Annotated in this window: 12 protein-coding genes and 1 pseudogene; 6 read left to right on the top strand and 7 right to left on the bottom strand. The window is 73.9% G+C overall.

Features of this window, described 5'->3' with window-relative positions; translation table 11 throughout:
• Positions 1–122: 122 nt before the first annotated feature.
• Genes AB0H53_RS17690 through AB0H53_RS17700 form a run of 3 tightly spaced genes read right to left on the bottom strand, consistent with a single transcriptional unit; the run spans position 123 to position 3,500 of the window.
• The gene (locus AB0H53_RS17690; protein WP_362113468.1) at positions 123–734 is read right to left on the bottom strand and encodes a TetR/AcrR family transcriptional regulator; all 612 of its coding nucleotides are present in this window, start codon (positions 732–734) and stop codon (positions 123–125) included.
• An 11-nt stretch (positions 735–745) separates the two neighbouring features.
• Complete coding sequence (locus AB0H53_RS17695; protein ID WP_362113471.1) at positions 746–2,839, bottom strand: YhgE/Pip domain-containing protein; 2,094 nt, start codon at positions 2,837–2,839, stop codon at positions 746–748.
• Positions 2,811–3,500: an ATP-binding cassette domain-containing protein gene (locus AB0H53_RS17700; RefSeq protein WP_362113549.1), complete on the bottom strand. Its 690-nt coding sequence runs from the start codon at positions 3,498–3,500 to the stop codon at positions 2,811–2,813. Before AB0H53_RS17700 ends, AB0H53_RS17695 begins: the two co-directional genes overlap by 29 nt.
• Before the next feature lie 759 nt (positions 3,501–4,259).
• Between AB0H53_RS17700 and AB0H53_RS17705 the strand changes: the two genes are divergently transcribed.
• The 3 genes from AB0H53_RS17705 to AB0H53_RS17715 all read left to right on the top strand — a co-directional run bounded on the left by AB0H53_RS17705 (position 4,260) and on the right by AB0H53_RS17715 (position 6,321).
• On the top strand, positions 4,260–4,832 hold the full coding sequence (locus AB0H53_RS17705) for an SAV_6107 family HEPN domain-containing protein (RefSeq protein WP_362113474.1): 573 nt from the start codon (positions 4,260–4,262) through the stop codon (positions 4,830–4,832).
• 65 nt (positions 4,833–4,897) lie between these two features.
• Entirely contained in the window at positions 4,898–5,656 is a 759-nt protein-coding gene (locus tag AB0H53_RS17710; protein ID WP_362113477.1) for a methyltransferase, read from the top strand.
• Between the two features lie 266 nt (positions 5,657–5,922).
• Positions 5,923–6,321, top strand: a complete 399-nt coding sequence (locus AB0H53_RS17715; RefSeq protein ID WP_362113480.1) for a DUF3040 domain-containing protein — start codon at positions 5,923–5,925, stop codon at positions 6,319–6,321.
• Positions 6,322–6,421: 100 nt separating this feature from the next.
• Here the strand turns inward: AB0H53_RS17715 and AB0H53_RS17720 are convergent, their stop codons facing one another.
• The 4 genes from AB0H53_RS17720 to AB0H53_RS17735 all read right to left on the bottom strand — a co-directional run bounded on the left by AB0H53_RS17720 (position 6,422) and on the right by AB0H53_RS17735 (position 12,207).
• A complete protein-coding gene (locus AB0H53_RS17720; RefSeq protein ID WP_362113483.1) occupies positions 6,422–8,845 on the bottom strand; it encodes a DUF3488 and transglutaminase-like domain-containing protein in 2,424 nt (807 codons plus the stop codon).
• Positions 8,842–10,248, bottom strand: coding sequence for a DUF58 domain-containing protein (locus tag AB0H53_RS17725; RefSeq protein ID WP_362113486.1), 1,407 nt, complete (start codon positions 10,246–10,248; stop codon positions 8,842–8,844). Before AB0H53_RS17725 ends, AB0H53_RS17720 begins: the two co-directional genes overlap by 4 nt.
• The gene (locus AB0H53_RS17730) at positions 10,248–11,279 is read right to left on the bottom strand and encodes a MoxR family ATPase (RefSeq protein ID WP_362113489.1); all 1,032 of its coding nucleotides are present in this window, start codon (positions 11,277–11,279) and stop codon (positions 10,248–10,250) included. Before AB0H53_RS17730 ends, AB0H53_RS17725 begins: the two co-directional genes overlap by 1 nt.
• Before the next feature lie 331 nt (positions 11,280–11,610).
• Entirely contained in the window at positions 11,611–12,207 is a 597-nt protein-coding gene (locus AB0H53_RS17735; RefSeq protein ID WP_362113492.1) for a carbonic anhydrase, read from the bottom strand.
• Between the two features lie 491 nt (positions 12,208–12,698).
• Here AB0H53_RS17735 and rsmH point away from each other — a divergent pair, with 491 nt between their 5' ends.
• From rsmH to AB0H53_RS17750, 3 genes and pseudogenes are all read left to right on the top strand, one after another.
• A complete protein-coding gene (gene rsmH / locus AB0H53_RS17740) occupies positions 12,699–13,682 on the top strand; it encodes a 16S rRNA (cytosine(1402)-N(4))-methyltransferase RsmH (protein WP_362113495.1) in 984 nt (327 codons plus the stop codon).
• 103 nt (positions 13,683–13,785) lie between these two features.
• Positions 13,786–14,100 (top strand): annotated as a pseudogene (locus tag AB0H53_RS17745) (septum formation initiator family protein); the annotation flags it as partial.
• 49 nt (positions 14,101–14,149) lie between these two features.
• Entirely contained in the window at positions 14,150–16,102 is a 1,953-nt protein-coding gene (locus AB0H53_RS17750; RefSeq protein ID WP_362113498.1) for a penicillin-binding protein 2, read from the top strand.
• The last annotated feature ends 15 nt before the right edge of the window (positions 16,103–16,117 follow it).

Genomic DNA, 16,117 nt, shown 5'->3' on the forward strand with positions numbered 1-16,117 from the left:
GGGGGAAGCACGCCGGTCCGACGAGGCTCGGGGGGATCGAGCCTCGCCGGACCGGCATTTCTCGTGGCGCTCCGGGCGGCCCGGCCGCCCGTGCCGGGTTCTTCCCCCCGGCGGTGGAACCGTCAGTAGCGTCCGCCCACCCGCCCGTGCAGCAGCCGGGACAGCGCCGCGTGCACGTCGTCGATGGACCGCTCCCGCTGGAACGCCTGCCAGTCCAGCGCCGCCACCAGCACCATTCCGACCAGTGCGGCGGCGGACAGCGGAATGTCGATCTCCTCGCTCAGCTCCCCGCTCGCCACGGCCTCCCGCAGCACCGTCTCCACGACGGCGACCGCCTCCTGGCGCACCACCAGGAGAGTGGACTGCCAGGCCCGGTTGGTGCGCCAGAGCTCGGCCACGTAGAGCTGGGTGAAGGCCGGGTAGCGGTCGATGAAGAGCAGACCCGCCCTGATCATCGCGTCCAGCGCCTCGACCCTGGTCCCGCCCCGCCGCTCGGTCTCGTCGGCGGCGTCGCGCAGGGAGGCGGTGAGCAGTCCGACCCCGTGCCGCAGCAACTCCTCGAAGAGCTCGGTCTTGCTCTTGAAGTTGTAGTACACGGTGCCCTTGGCCACCCCCGCGCGCTCGGCGATCTCGTCCACCGTCGTCGCCGAGAAGCCCTGCTCGGCGATGAGGGTCACGGCGGCCTCGTACAGCTTGGCGCGGGTGGCCCGCCGTCTGCTGCTCTGGGTGTCCATGGCGTCGATTCTCACAGGCTCAGCTCCGGGTGCAGGCGATCCAGCGTCCACACCTGCTTGCGGCGCGCGGAGACGGCCGTCAGCGCCAGCGCGCCCGCCGTGAAGGCGGCCAGCACCGCGCAGGCCTGCCACACCGGCCCCAGCCCGCCGCCGGTGATGAGGCGGCGCAGCGCCTCCACGACGTAGCTCATGGGCAGGAAGGGGTGGATGGCGTTGAAGAAGCCCGGGCTGGTCTGGACGGGGTACGTGCCGCCGGCCGAGGTCAGCTGGAGCATCAGCAGGGCCAGGACCAGGATCCGGCCGGCCGCGCCGAAGCGGGCGTTCAGCCACTGGATGATCGCGGCGAAACAGCACGTCACCAGGGCGAGGAAGGCCACCGTTCCGGCCGGGCGCGCCATCTCCAGCCCCAGACCCGGGGCCCAGTGCAGGACGGACATCAGCGCGCCGACCTGGAGGAGCCCGATGGCGGCCACCGGCAGCCAGCCGGCCAGCGCGATCCGCCAGGCGGACGCGCCGGCGGCGAGCGCCCGGCGGTTGAGCGGCTGGATCAACATGTACGCCACCATGGCCCCCACCCAGAGGGAGAGCGGGATGAAGTACGGGGCGAAACCCGTGCCGTAGTTGGGTGCCTTGTGCAGTGACTGGGAGGCGAGCTTGACCGGATCGGCCATCACCTCGGTACGGCGGTCGCGGTCCTGCTTGTCGTAGTCGGGAATCCTGCCGACCCCCTCGTTGAGCCCCGACGCCAGCTCCGTGGAGCCGTCGGCCAGCTTGAACAGGCCGCCGTCGAGCTCGCCGGCGCCCTTCTTGAGCTTGCCGACGCCCGTGTCGAGGTCCGTGGAACCGGCCCTGGCCGTGCCCAGACCGGTGTGCAGCCTGTCCGCGCCGTCGGCGACCTTGTGCGCGCCGGAGTTGAGCTCGTTGATCCTGGCGACGGCGTAGTCCACGTCCTCGTCCAGGCGGGGCGCCCGCTCGGCGAGGGTCTCGGCCTGCTTCTTCAGGTCGGCCAGCCGCTCGTCCAGCTTCTTCAGGTCACCGTTGCTGTCCTCGGCCAGTTTGTGCAGGTCGTCGGCGACGAGCGCCACGTCGGCGGAGGTGACACTGGCCTGCTTCAGACCGGGGCAGAGCTTGGGGTCCGGCAGCGGGTTGTCCTCGCAGCGCTCCTGGTACTCGCCGGCCAGGAAGTCGGCGGCCTTGTGGGCCTTGTCCCGGGTGCCGGGCCCGTGCTTCACGATGAGCTTGAGGCTGTTGCGCGCGCCCTGCGCGCTGTCGGAGACCAGCCGGGCGGCGTCACCGATCTTCTTGCCGTTGTCCCTGAGGTACGGGCGTACCTTGCCGACCGCACCGTTGACCCGGTCGGCCAGCTGCTGGGTGCCGTTGGCGACCTGCCGGGAGCCGGTCTCCAGATCGGCGGCGCCCTTGTCGAGCTTCCTCAGACCGCCGGCCAGCTTGCCGCTGCCCTCCTTGGCGTCGGTGAGACCGTCCGCCAGGTCCTTGGAGCCCTTCTTCGCCCGGCCCACGCCGTCCTTCAGCTCATCGGCCCCTTGGGCGGCCTTCTCCGTGGCGTCGTGGATGTCGGAGAAGGAGATGAAGATCTTGTCCAGGAAGGAGCGGGACGACTTGGTCGAGGCGGCGGTCCGCACCTCGGCGAACACCGTCCGCGAGATCGTCCCCACGATGTAGTTGTTGGCGTCGTTGGTGCGCACCCGCAGCGCGCCGGTCTCCGGGGTGTCACCGGAGCTGGAGGCTATGCGCTCGCTGAAGTCCCCGGGCATGGTCAGCGAGAGGTAGTACGTGCCCTCCTCGACACCCCGGCGGGCCTCGGCGTCGCTCACCTCGTGCCACTCGAAGATCTTGCTGTCGCGCAGGTTCTTCGTGATGTCGTCGCCGGCGGTGATCCTCCTGCCGTCGGCCGTGGCGCCCCGGTCCTCGTTGACCAGCGCGACCGGAAGCTTCTCCAGCCGTCCGTACGGGTCCCAGAAGGACCACAGGTAGAGCGCGCCGTACAGCAGCGGCAGCAGCAGGATCGCGACGAGCGCGGCGCGCGGCAGCTTTCCCCTGCCGAACCGCCTCAGCTCAAGCGCGGCCAGTTTCGGCGAGCGCATCGGCCGCCCCCTCCTCGTTGGTACGGATGACGGTCGTGTTGCCCGGGCCCTCGCTGCACACGGCCAGCACGGTGGTCCCGCCGGCGGCGATCGACCGCAGCAGTGCCCAGGCCGCGGTGCGGTCGGCGTCGGAGAGCTTCATGTCCATGTCGTCGACGGCGAGCAGCCGGGGCCGGCCGACCAGCGCCAGCGCGACGGACAGGCGCAGCGACTCCAGCCGCTCCAGGTCCCGTACGGAGGTCCGCTCGCCCTTGGGCAGGGTCGCGAGATCCAGGCCCACGGTGGCCAGCGCGGCCTCGACCCGGGCCCGTGAGGCGGCGGCGCGCTCGGCGCGCGGACGCAGCAGGGCCAGCGGGGAACCGTCGAAGCGCCGCTGGAGCAGCGCCCGCTCCCGCAGGTGCTCGGCGACGGTGAACGCGGGGTCCAGCTCGTTGACGCCGGGTACCGGGCCCAGCCCGCTGATCCGGCGTACGGCGGCCATGCCGCGCGGCAGCCGGTGACCGCCCACCTCGGCGTACCCCTCGGTCGCCTTCATCCGGCCGGAGAGGGCCAGGAGCAGGCAGGTACGGCCGGAGCCGGAGGGTCCCTCGATGGTGACCAGCGACCCCGGCGCGGCGTCCACGGACACGCCGCGGAAGGTCCAGCCCCGGGGCCCCTTCATCCCGAAGCCCTCGGCGACGAGCGCCACCCCGTCCACGGTTGCGGTCGGCGCGCCCGGCTTGCTCGGCGCGGCCGGTGACGGAGAGCTCGGGTCGCTCGGTGAGGGCGCGCTCGGCGCGGCCGGTGACGGCGCGGTCGGTGGGCGGCCGGGCCCGGCGGTCCCCGCCTCCGGGCCGGACCCCCCGTCGCCGGTGCGAGGCCCGGCCGCTCCGGACCGATCGCCGTCCGTCGCGCCCCCGACCCGGTCCGGGGCGGTCGTGCCGGTGCCCGGCCCGGTCTCCCCGCCACGCGTGGCGTCGCCCGGCCGCTCGGTGGCACCGGCCGGCCCGGCTGCCCCGGGCCGCCCGGCGCCCCGCGGACCGGCCTCCGCCGGCCGCTCGGCGTTCTCGGCGTTCTCGGCGTCCTTGGCGTCCTTGGCGTCCTCGGCGCGCGGCGCGCCCCCGGCGCGGCGCGTCCTCCCGGACCTCCGCGCCTCCCCGGCGCGGGCCCCGCCCAGGGTTCGCTCCGCGGCACCGGGCCGTTCGCCGTCCCCGGCCCGCTCCGCGTCCCCGGGCCGTTCGGCGTGTGCCGGACTGTCGGGACTGTCCTGGCTGTCCACGGACCACCCACCCCCCAATTCTTTAGACTGACCAGTCAGTGCAAAAACTACTCGGATCCTGTGATCGGGGCAAAAGCGCAGGTGAGGCCCGATTGTCAGTGGCGGCCCGCACGATGGACACAGACGGCCATCGTGCCGTCACACGACGACAGGAGGTTCGTCATGGCCGGTTCCCGCACAGCAGCCGCACATCGCCGTCACGGCGAGGGCGACCCGGGTGACCCCCGGGCCGCCGACCGGGCCGCCGCGCCCGCCCCGGCCGGCCGGGGCAGCGACGTGCACCCCGTCCTGCGCCGCGCCTCCGCGCCGCCCGCCGCGCTCGACCTGCTCGCCCAGGCCCGCGCCGGGCTGGACGAGGCCGCCGACCTGGAGACTCCCAACGAGCGGTACGCCACCGCCCACCTGGCCGCCCTGCGCACCGCCGCCGCCGTGCTGGCCGCCCGGGGCAGGCCCGAGAACACGCCCCGTAAGCGCCAGCAGATCCGCAGTGCCTGGGACGTCCTGCCCGAGACGGCGCCCGAGCTGGCGGAGTGGAGCGCGCTGTTCGCCTCCGGCGCGGCCCGCAGGGCGCGGGCGGAGGCGGGCATAAGCGGCGCGGCCAGCGCCCGCGACGCCGACGACCTCATCCGCGACGTGACCGCGTTCCTGCGCCTGGTCGAGCGCCTGCTGGGTCTCCGGTCCGTACTGCCCCGGCCCCGGACGGGGAGGCCCGTGGGCAGTGAGCACAGCGGGTGACCGGGCACCGGCCACGAGGCCATAGGGTGGGAGCGATCGCAACCGTCGCCGAGGAGTCAACTGCCGTGTCGGACCCGCAGCGCCCCCGCGCCTCCCTCCGTACCGCCGTGGTGTGGGACGTTCTGGAGGACGCCCTCGACCGTCGGGTCAAGGCAACCGGCAAGGACAGCCTGGACGTCCTGGACACCGGCGGCGGCACCGGGAACTTCGCCGTACCCGTCGCCCGGCTCGGCCACCGCGTCACCGTGGTGGACCCCAGCCCCAACGCCCTGTTCGCGCTGGAGCGCAGGGCCGCCGAGGCCGGCGTCGCCGACCGGGTCCAGGGTGTCCAGGGCGATGTCCACGGTCTCTTCGACGTCGTCGAGCGCGGCGGCTACGACGTGGTGCTGTGCCACGGCGTGCTGGAGTACGTGGACGACCCCGCCGAGGGCGTGCGCAACGCCGTGGCCGCCCTGCGCCCGGGCGGCGCGCTCAGCCTGCTCGCCGCCGGGCTCGGCGGCGCCGTGCTGGCCCGCGCGCTCGCCGGCCACTTCACCGAGGCCCGTCACGCGCTGACCGACCCCACCGGCCGCTGGGGCGAGGGCGACCCGGTGCCGCGCCGTTTCACCGCCGAGCAGCTCACCGAGGTCGTCGCGGCGGCCGGCGTGGAGGTCGGCGCGGTGCACGGCGTCCGGGTCTTCGCCGATCTGGTCCCCGGTGTCCTGGTCGACACCGAGCCCGGCGCCCTGGACGCGCTGCTCAGGCTGGAGGCGGCCGCCGCCGAGCTGCCCGCCTTCCACGCGGTCGCCACCCAGCTGCACGTGCTGGGCGAAAAGCGCGGCTGACCCGGCCCACCGGGCTGATCAGCGGCGCAGCGGCAGACGGAGTACGTCACAGGCCCCCCGATCCCGCGCGGATCCCCGTATGATCGAGGGACACCATCCGGCATGACGGATCGGAGGACGGGGAATCAACGCCTCACCGGCCGAACCGGCATGGCGGCCCGATCGGTGAAATGGCACATGGGGCGGGTTTCACGGGGGCGATTCCCTGCCTATCCTTGAAAGGGCCGCATACCGGTCGCCCCGCGACCGACGACTAGGAGGACTCCGTGCCGCTCTCGGAGCACGAGCAGCGAATGCTCGAGCAGATGGAGCGAGCGCTGTACGCCGAAGATCCCAAGTTCGCGACAGCGCTTGAGGGAAGCGGGCTGCGTACGTACACCCGGCGACGGGTCTACCAGGCGGTCGCCGGCTTCCTGGTGGGTATCGCGCTCCTCATGGCCGGAATGGTCGCCCAGCAGATCTGGATCAGCGTGGTGGGCTTCCTCGTCATGCTCGGCTGCGCGGTACTGGCGGTCACCGGATGGCGCAAGGCGCCCAAACCCGGCGAGCAGCAGCAGGCCGTCACCGGCGCGGCTGCGGGAGGCCGCCGGCCCAGGCAGCGCCGCTCGATGATGGACCGGATCGAACAGCGGTGGCAGCGCCGCCGCGACGAACAGGGCCACTGAGCGCCGGCGCGACGAGCCGGCCGGCCGTGAGGCCGCCCCACTCTTCCGACACGGGTGAGGGGTGACCGCTTCCCAGCGGTCACCCCTCACCCGTGTCCGGTCAGACCGCCCGCCGGCCGCGCTGCCGGGACGGCCGGCGCACCGCGCCGGCCCACCGCTCCACGATCCGGCGCCGGCCCGCCGCCCACCGGCCCGTGACGGCAGCCCAGCGTTCGGCGCCGGCCCACAGCACCCGGACGGCCGAGCGCGGCACCAGCACCGCCCGCGCCCGGGCGGCCGGACCGCACGCCGCCCGCAGACCGGCCCGCACCCGGGCGGCGTCCTCGGCCAGCCCGGCGGCCGGGCGCGGCACCGGCGCGTACAGCACCTGCTCCACCGCACCGGCCACCCGGTGCGCGGCCTCGGCCGAGTCCCCCCGGAGCCCGCCCAGCCGGACGATCCGCTCGGCCGTTCCGCGCGGGGAGCGGGACTCGTCCGGCGCCACACCGTGGTCCCAGGCCGTGTCCACTACCTCCCGCCAGACCGCCAGCGTCCGGGCCGCCACGTCCCCGGCCGCACGCCCGCCCGGACCCAGCCGTCGGGCCCGTACCCGGGTGCGCCACAGCACCGGCAGCAGGGGCACCAGCAGGGCGGCCGCCCCGGCCAGGGCGACCAGCAGGACCGTTCCCGCCGGGGTACCCGGCTCGGTGGGCGGCGGCACGTCCAGCGCCGCCGGAGTGCCGCAGTCGCCCAGCCGCCGGGCCCGCGCCGGGCAGCCGTCGTCGGCCGACGGCTCCGCGGACGGCACCGGCTGGGCGCTCACCTCGGGCTGTGCCGGAGCGGTCGCGTCACTCGACGGGGCCTGCGCCCGGGCGTACTGCGGCACCGTGCCACGGGTGGGCGTCGGCTCGAACCGGGTCCACCCCACGCCCTCGAAGTACAGCTCGGGCCAGGCGTGGGCGTCGCGTATGCCGACCGACATGATCCCGTCGGCCTGCGGCGAGCCGGGCATGAAGCCGACCGCCACCCGCGCCGGGATGCCCAGCGTCCGGGCCATCGCCGCCATCGAGAAGGAGAAGTGGACGCAGAAGCCCTCCTTCTCCTTCAGGAACCGCGAGATGGCGGCCGCGCCCGTACCCGACGAGACGTCCGTGTCGTAGGTGAAACCGCCGTCCACGGAGAACCAGTCCTGGAGTTTGACGGCCCGCTCGTAGTCGCTCCCGGCGCCCCTGGTCACCTTCACGGCGGTGGCCCGCACATCGCCGGGCAGCGTGTCGGGCACCCTGGTGTACTCGCGCAGCAGCGGCCCGGGCGGTGCCGGCGAGCCGGCCAGCCGCTCGGCGGTCGGCTCCACCTGGAGGCTGGTCACCGTGTACCGCTTGCCCCGGGTGGTCTGCTCGCTGTCCCCGACGAGGGTCCGCCCGGCCGGTTCGTACCGCCAGCCGCCCTCGATCTCGACCTTGGTCGCCGGGAACGGCATCGGGAGGTACTTCTGCTCGTACGAACCGGCCGCCGAGATCCTCGTCGTCACCGGGCTCGCGCTGACGCCCTCGCGCAGCCCGTCCGGACGCGGCAGCTCCTCCGGCACGTCCTGCACGCGGCGTTCGGAGGACTTCCAGGACGTGCCGTCGAACTGGTCCAGCGCCACCAGCCGCAGGTACTGGCCGGAGGTGTCCTGGGCGGTCGTGCGGTAGCGCAGCACCTCCCGGTCCTCGGGCTGGTTCAGGTTGTCCTGGAGCGACACCAGGGGGTTCACCGCGGAAATGGTGCCGCCGCCCTGGCCGCCGCCGACCTGGCCGTTCAGCAGGCCGCCGCCGAGTGAGGGCAGCACCGCCGGTACCGCCAGGGCGATGCCCAGGGCCACCGCGCCGATCCGGCGGCCGGTCCGCACCGGGGCCGTCGCCGCGCCGCCCGGGGCCCCGGACACGCCGGCGCCCCGGGACGGCGGCGCGCCACCGAAGACCCGCCCCCACCGGGAGAGCCGGTCGCGGCCCTCGGCCAGCAGGAGCAGCAGGTAGCCCGAGGCGGCCAGCAGGAACCACAGCCAGCCCGCTCCTCCGCCGGACAGCCCCGCGGCCACCGAGTACAGCGCGAGCAGCGGCAGCCCGGCCGGCGCCGCGCTGCGGAAGGTCACCGCCAGCGTGTCCACCACCAGCCCGATCAGCAGTACGCCGCCGACCAGCATCAGCCGGATGCCGTCGGTGGCCGGCGCGGGAATCGCGTACCGCCCCACGTCCTCGGCGCCCGCGGTCAGCAGCGCGCCGAACCGCTGGAAGACCTCCGGACCCGGCAGCAGCCCGGCCACCGCTCGCTCGCCGGCGAACACCGCCGTCAGGGCCACCAGGGTCACCGCGGCCTGCGCCAGCACGGTCAGCGGCCTGGCCGGCGCCACCCGCCGCACCAGCTCGCCCACCCCGCTCTGGACCGCCAGCAGCAGTGCCGCCTGCACGATCCAGGTGACCGGGTCGACCAGCGGCAGCAGCGCGCCGGACGCCATCAGCGTGGCGGCCCAGGCGCACAGCGCCAGCCTGCCGCGACCACTCATGACCAACCCCCTGAGACCCTGGACATCCCGGACTCCGCCGCCCCGCCGGGCGACCCCGGCCGGTCGCCGTCGGGCGCGCCCGGCCCGGTACCGGCCTGGCCCGCCGATCGCCACAGCTCACCGAGCGAGGCCCCCGGCGCCACGGCCGTAACGGTCCACCCCGCCTCGCGCAGCGACCGCACCCCGTCCCGGTACGCACCGGCCGCCGGCACGTCGTCGTCGGCCGGCCAGTGGACACCGTCCAGCACGAAGGCGACGGCGGCGCCGGCGCGCTGCCGCATCCGGGCGGCCACCGCGGCCTGCTCCCGGTCCAGGTCGCCGAAGAAGGCCACCAGCAGCCCTTCCTTGCCACCCCGCAGCGCCTCGTACGCGGCCGAGAGCCCCGTCGCGTCGGAATGGTCGACCACCGCGAGCGCGTCCATCATCAGTCCCGCCGCGCCCGCTGAGTCCTGCGCCGGACCGGTGAAGCCGTCGGTGCCCTCGCCGGGCAGCACGCTCCCGGTGTCCGTCAGCAACCGCACCGCGTAACCCCGCTCCAGCATGTGCGTCAGTACCGAGGCCGCGCCCGACACCGCCCACTCGAAGGCCGAGCCGGGGCCCGTACCGCCCCGGTAGGCCGAGTACCGGGTGTCGAGCAGCACCGTGCACCTGGCGCGCTGCGGCTGCTCCTCGCGCCGCACCATCAGCTCGCCGTGGCGCGCCGTGGAGCGCCAGTGCACCCGGCGCAGGTCGTCGCCGTACCGGTAGCCGCGCGGGATGACATCGTCCTCGCCGGCCAGCGCCTGGGAACGCTGCCGCCCCTCGCCGTCCCCCGGGGACTCGCCCGCCGACCGCACCGGCGGCAGCGGCTCGGTGCGCGGGACGACCGTGAGGGTGTCGCGGGCGCCGAACGAGCGGGTCAGCTCGCACATGCCGAACGGGTCGGTCAGCCGCAGTTGGAGCGGGCCCAGCGGATAGCGTCCGCGCAGGTCCGAGCGGATCCGGTAGGACACCTCGCGCACGCCGTCCGCCTCCACCCGGTCCAGCACGAACCGGGGGCGCGGCCCCAGGACGTACGGCACGTGGTCCTGGAGCATCAGCAGCCCGGTGGACAGCCGCGAGACGTTCTCGATCCGCAGGTGGACGCGCGCCTCGGCCCCGGCGGTCACCCGCCGAGGCGTCAGCCGCCTGCTGCCCGCGACCCGGTGACGGGTGCGGTACAGCACCACCACGCACACCAGCGGCAGCACCGCCAGCAGCAGTCCGACCCGCAGCAGGTCGCCCTGGCCCAGGACGTAGGCGCAGGCCGCCGCCGCGACTCCGGCCGCGAGGAAGGACCGGCCCCGGGTGGTCAGCCCCCCGAGGGCGGCCCGTATCCCGCCCCGGCCCTCGATCGGCGGGGCGGCGGGGCCCCCGGCCGCCATCACAGCCGCCGGATGCCGGCCTGCTGCTGGCCGTAGAGCGGAGGAAGGGGCCGGCCGACGGGCGGGGCGGCCGTCGGCACGGGCGTGCGCTGCAGGATCTCCCGTACGACCTGCTCCGAGGTGCGCCGGTTCAGCTGGGCCTGCGCGGTCGGCAGCAGCCGGTGCGCCAGCACCGCGACGGCCAGGGCCTGGACGTCGTCGGGCAGCGCGTACTCACGGCCGTGCAGCGCCGCGGACGCCTTCGCCGCCCGCAACAGGTGCAGGGTGGCGCGCGGCGAGGCGCCGAGCCTGAGATCGGGGTGGGTGCGGGTGGCCCCGACCAGCTCCACGGCGTACCGCCGGACCGCTTCGGAGACGTGGACCGCGCGGACCGCGTCGACCAGCTTGACGATGTCGTGCGCGTGCGCCACCGGCTGGAGATCGTCCAGCGGTGAGGGGCCGCCGTGCGTGTCCAGCATCCGCAGCTCCGCCTCGGGGCTCGGGTAACCGATCGAGACCCGGGCCATGAAGCGGTCCCGCTGAGCCTCGGGCAGCGGGTAGGTGCCCTCCATCTCCACCGGGTTCTGGGTGGCCACCACCATGAAGGGACTGGGCAGTTCGTACGACTGCCCGTCGACGGTGACCTGTCGCTCCTCCATCGACTCCAGCAGCGCCGACTGGGTCTTGGGCGAGGCGCGGTTGATCTCGTCGCCGATCACGATCTGCGCGAAGATCGCGCCCGGCTTGAACTCGAAGTCACGTCGCTGCTGGTCGTAGATCGACACGCCGGTGATGTCCGACGGCAGCAGGTCGGGCGTGAACTGGATACGCCGCACCGAGCAGTCGATGGACCGTGCCAGCGCCTTGGCCAGCATGGTCTTGCCGACGCCGGGGACATCCTCGATCAGGAGGTGTCCCTCGGCGAGCAGCACGGTCAGCGAAAGCCGTACGACCTCAGGCTTGCCCTCGATCACACCCTCCACCGACCCGCGGACACGCTCCGCTGTGGCGGTCAGGTCTGTGAGGCTCGCTCGATCGTCATAGGTCGTCACCCGGCCCTCCTCGGCCCGTTCCATGGGCCGATGCGGCTGAACGGCCCGGCCCACCCTGAAACACGGACACCGTCTCCGAACCATTCAGGGAGGGTGCCGCTCCCGGCATTCTTGTTGGCGTTGACCGTTCGTGTCACTCGGCTGTGGACAACTGCGCGCGATATGTCGGGGGTTGACATGATTCGGGCGGTCCAGCCTGTGGCGACAGCCGGAGAAGGCGCCGGGAAACACCGGCGGACGCGGTGGAATCCCCGTGGAATCCCCGCGGGACCCCGGAGAGCCGCCGGGCGCCACCGAAGCGGGGAGCGCCCGGCGGACCGGGGGGCGGCGCTCAGGAGATCGGGTCGACCTCGCGCAGCAGGCCCGTCCTGACGTCGAAGACGAAACCCCGCACGTCGTCGGTGTGCAGCAGGAACGGCGACGTGCGCACCCGCTGCATGGACTGCCGTACGTCCTGCTCGACGTCCCGGAACGACTCCACGGCCCACGGCGGACGCTGCCCGACCTCGCGCTCCAGGTCGTGCCGGAAGTCCTCGGTGAGGGTCTCCAGGCCGCAGCCCGTGTGGTGCACCAGCACCACGCTGCGGGTGCCCAGCGCCCGCTGGCTGATGGTCAGCGACCGGATCACGTCGTCGGTGACCACGCCGCCCGCGTTGCGGATCGTGTGGCAGTCACCCAGGTGCAGACCGAGCGCGGCGTGCAGGTCGAGGCGGGCGTCCATGCACGCCACCACGGCGACCTGGAGCACCGGCCGGGCGTCCATGCCGGGGTCCGCGAAGCCGGCGGCGTAGGTCCTGTTGGCCTCGACGAGGCGGTCGGTGACGGTATTGCCGGCGTTTCCGGCGTTTCCGGCGTTTCCGGCGTTTCCGGTGGTGTCGGCGGTGTCGGCGCGCGTCGCGCTGCTCGGGGAGTGGGCGTGAGTCGACATGGCAACGACGTTAATGCTCACCGCGGGCCGAGGCGTGCTGTGACATGGGACAAAGGGCGTCAACGAGACCTGGTGTGAGACAACCCACACGAGTGGGTGTCCGCGGCCGTACGGGTGGGGCGACCGCGCTCGGCCCCGCCGGGCGGACGCCCGTGCGACGCGCTGCCTGGTTGATTGACCGGGCGGGGCGGTGGACTAAAGTGACGCGAAGTTCACGGAGACATTGAGCGATTTCCGCAGTTTCTCCTCCGCGTGTGCGGCGGTACGTACGGCTCGGCCTCCTCCCGCTCGCCGGTCGGCCGACACCGTTTCCCGGCACCGGCGGACCTCCCCTTCCTCGGGGGCACCTCCCGGCGCCACCGGGCGAGGGTGGGACCGGCAGTACGTACGGCCGCGCCGGACCTGAGAGGGCGCATGAGCGAGCGCAGCGAGCGAAACGGGCCAAGGTGCGCCTCCGGCGAGCGCCGGCCCCGGTACGGCGAGGACCGCGCATGAGCGAGACCCGTCACGTCCCGGTGATGCTCCGGCGGTGCCTGGACATGCTGGCGCCCGCGCTGACCCCGCCGGCCGGAGCCTCCCCCGCAGCGGGTGAGGGCCCGGTGGTGGTCGACTGCACCCTCGGCCTCGGCGGCCACAGCGAGGCGCTGCTCACCCGGTTCCCCGAGGCCCGGCTGATCGCGCTGGACCGGGACAAGGAGGCGCTGCGGCTGTCCGGCGAGCGGCTCGCCCGGTTCGGCGACCGCGCCACCCTGGTGCACGCCGTCTACGACGAGCTGCCCGAGGTACTGGACCGGCTGTCGGTGCCCCGCGTCCAGGGGATCCTGTTCGACCTCGGGGTCTCCTCCATGCAGCTGGACGAGGCCGACCGCGGGTTCGCCTACGCCCAGGACGCACCGCTCGACATGCGCATGGACCAGACCACCGGCATCAGCGCCGCCGAGGTGCTCAACACCTACCCGCCCGGCGAGCTGGTGCGGATCCTGCGCGCCTACGGCGAGGAGAAGCAGGCCAAGCGGATCGTGGCGGCGGTGGTGCGGGAGCGCGAGAAGGAACCGTTCACCAACAGCGCCCGGCTGGTCGAGCTCATCCGCGACGCCCTGCCGCAGGCCGCCAAGCGGACCGGCGGCAACCCCGCCAAGCGGACCTTCCAGGCCCTGCGCATCGAGGTCAACGGCGAACTGACCGTCCTGGAGCGGGCCGTCCCGGCCGCCGTGCGGGCCCTCGCCGTCGGCGGGCGGATCGCGGTCCTGTCGTACCACTCGCTGGAGGACCGGCTGGTCAAGCAGGTCTTCGCGGCGGGCGCCGCCACCACGGCGCCGCCCGGCCTGCCCGTCGTGCCCGAGCGCTACCAGCCCAGGCTCAAGCTGCTGACCCGCGGTGCCGAACTTCCCACCGAGGAGGAGATCGCCGAGAACCGCCGCGCCGCCCCGGCCCGGCTGCGGGGCGCGGAACGGATCAGGGAGGACAACCCGTGACCCACGGCCGCCGTGTGAGCCGGCCGAGCGGCGGGGCGAACCAGGAGGAGCGGTGACCAAGGCGGGTCCCCTGAAGGGGCGGGCGGCACGGCTCGCCCGGCTGATGCCGTCCGGGCCCAGTACGGCGGCCCGCACCCCCTTCGTCCTGCTGGTCGTGCTCCTCCTGGGCGGCGGCCTGATCATCCTGCTGCTCCTCAACTCCTCCCTCAACCAGGGCTCCTTCCAGCTCAGCGAGCTCAAGAAGAGGACCACCGAACTCACCGACGAGGAGCAGGAGCTCCAGCGCGACGTGGACGCGTACTCCGCCCCCGACGCGCTGGAGCGCCGCGCCCGTGAGCTGGGCATGGTGCCCGGCGGCAGCCCCGCCTTCCTGGGCCCGGACGGCAAGGTCCGGGGCGTGCCCAGCAAGGCCGGGGCGCAGCCCGACGGCCTGCCCGCAGCCCCGACGACCCCCGGCAGGTGACGCAGTGCCCCCCACGCAGCCCCCGCGCCGGCGGGTGCCAGGACCCGCCCGCCCGGCCCACCCCGCGCGGCCCTCGCCGCGCCGCCCGCGCCAGGTGCCCAGGTCCCCCGCCGGGGGCCGCACCATCCGGCTCGGCAGCCCCCGCCCCCGGCTCCGGCTGGTCAGCCTCGGCCTGACGCTGGTCATGCTGGCGTTCGTGGTACGGCTGCTCCAGGTGCAGGCCGTCGACGCCGACGCCTACGCCGCCAGGGCGGAGAAGAACCGCTACCTGAGCCACAAGCTGACCGCCGAGCGCGGCGAGATCACCGACCGCGCCGGGATCGCCCTGGCCACCAGCGTCGACGCCTACGACATCACCGCCGACCCGAAGATGTTCACCCCCGGCGAGAGCAGAACGCCCGACGCGCCCGAGCAGGCCGCGGCCCTCCTCGCGCCCATCCTCGGCGCGGACCCCGCCGAACTGGTCAGGAAGCTCAAGGCGCCCAAGTCGCGCTACACCCTGCTGGCCCGCCGCCAGACACCGCAGGTCTGGAACCAGATCAAGGACCTGAAGAACGTCTTCGCCGAGAAGGCGCGCGCCGAGAAGGCCAAGGGCGGCCCCGGTGTCAGCGTGCTCGCCGGCGTGTTCAACGAGCCGAGCAGCAAGCGCGTTTACCCCAACGGCACCCTCGCCGCCGGGATACTGGGCTACGTCAACACCGACGGCCGCGGCGGGGGCGGCCTGGAGTCCATGCTGGACAAGGAACTGGCCGGCAAGGACGGCCAGATCACCTACGCCCAGTCCGGCGGGCGCCGGGTGCCCACGGCGGGTGCCCGCGAGACACCGGCCGTCCCCGGCTCCGACATCGAGCTCACCATCGACCGGGACATCCAGTGGGCCGCCCAGCAGGCCATCACCCAGCAGGTGGAGCAGTCCAGGGCGGACCGGGGCTATGTGATAGTGCAGGACGCCCGGACCGGCGAGGTGCTGGCCATGGCCAACGCCCCCGGCTTCGACCCCAACGACCTGTCCCGGGCCGACTCCGCCGCGATGGGCAACGCCGCCCTCCAGGACGCCTACGAGCCCGGGTCCACCAGCAAGGTGATGTCGATGGCCGCCGTCCTGGAGGAGGGCGTCGCCACCCCGGGCACCCATGTGGTCGTCCCCAACCGGCTGCACCGCGGCGACCGGCTGTTCAAGGACGACATCGACCACCCCACCTGGTACCTGACGCTCAACGGCGTGCTGGCCAAGTCGAGCAACATCGGCACCATCCTGGCCACCGGCCAGCTCGGCGCCACCCAGGAGGAGGCCAACCAGGTCCTCCACTCCTACCTGCGCAAGTTCGGCCTCGGCCGGCCCAGCGGGCTCGGCTATCCGGGGGAGACCTCCGGCATCCTCGCCAAGCCGGAGGACTGGTCGACCTCCCAGCAGTACACGATCCCGTTCGGCCAGGGACTGTCCCTCAACGCCATGCAGGCGGCGTCCGTCTACTCGACCATCGCCAACGGCGGCGTCCGTGTCGAACCCACCCTGGTGCGCGGCGTCAAGGGGCCGGACGGGCGTTTCACGCCGGCGCCCGCGCCCAAGCAGACCCGGGTCGTCAGCGAGAGGACCGCCAGGACCCTGGCCACCATGCTGGAGTCCGTCGTCGGCAACGAGGAAGGCACCGGAACCAAGGCCGCCATCCCCGGTTACCGCGTCGCCGGCAAGACCGGCACCGCCAACCGCGTCGACCCGCAACTCGGCCGCTACAAGGGCTACACCGCCTCCTTCGCCGGCTTCGCGCCCGCCGACAAGCCACGGGTCACCGTGTACTGCGCCATCCAGAACCCCACCAGTGGCAGCTACTTCGGCGGCCAGATCTGCGGGCCCATCTACAAGAAGGTGATGGAGTTCGCCCTGAAGACCCTGCAAGTCCCCCCGACCGGGGCCGAACCCGCACGCCTGCCGGTCACCTTCGAACCCGGCGAGTGAGCCGACGGGAGCACC

Origin of the sequence: Streptomyces sp. NPDC050856, from assembly GCF_040653855.1 — a bacterium.
GTDB lineage: Bacteria > Actinomycetota > Actinomycetes > Streptomycetales > Streptomycetaceae > Streptomyces.

Bases quoted from the DNA above. Each gene is read 5' to 3' on its own strand.
- AB0H53_RS17690 (WP_362113468.1), bottom strand. From the start codon at position 734: ATGGACACCCAGAGCAGCAGACGGCGGGCCACCCGCGCCAAGCTGTAC.
- AB0H53_RS17695 (WP_362113471.1), bottom strand. From the start codon at position 2,839: ATGCGCTCGCCGAAACTGGCCGCGCTTGAGCTGAGGCGGTTCGGCAGG.
- AB0H53_RS17700 (WP_362113549.1), bottom strand. From the start codon at position 3,500: ATGAAGGGGCCCCGGGGCTGGACCTTCCGCGGCGTGTCCGTGGACGCC.
- AB0H53_RS17705 (WP_362113474.1), top strand. From the start codon at position 4,260: ATGGCCGGTTCCCGCACAGCAGCCGCACATCGCCGTCACGGCGAGGGC.
- AB0H53_RS17720 (WP_362113483.1), bottom strand. From the start codon at position 8,845: ATGAGTGGTCGCGGCAGGCTGGCGCTGTGCGCCTGGGCCGCCACGCTG.
- AB0H53_RS17725 (WP_362113486.1), bottom strand. From the start codon at position 10,248: ATGGCGGCCGGGGGCCCCGCCGCCCCGCCGATCGAGGGCCGGGGCGGG.
- AB0H53_RS17735 (WP_362113492.1), bottom strand. From the start codon at position 12,207: ATGTCGACTCACGCCCACTCCCCGAGCAGCGCGACGCGCGCCGACACC.
- rsmH (WP_362113495.1), top strand. From the start codon at position 12,699: ATGAGCGAGACCCGTCACGTCCCGGTGATGCTCCGGCGGTGCCTGGAC.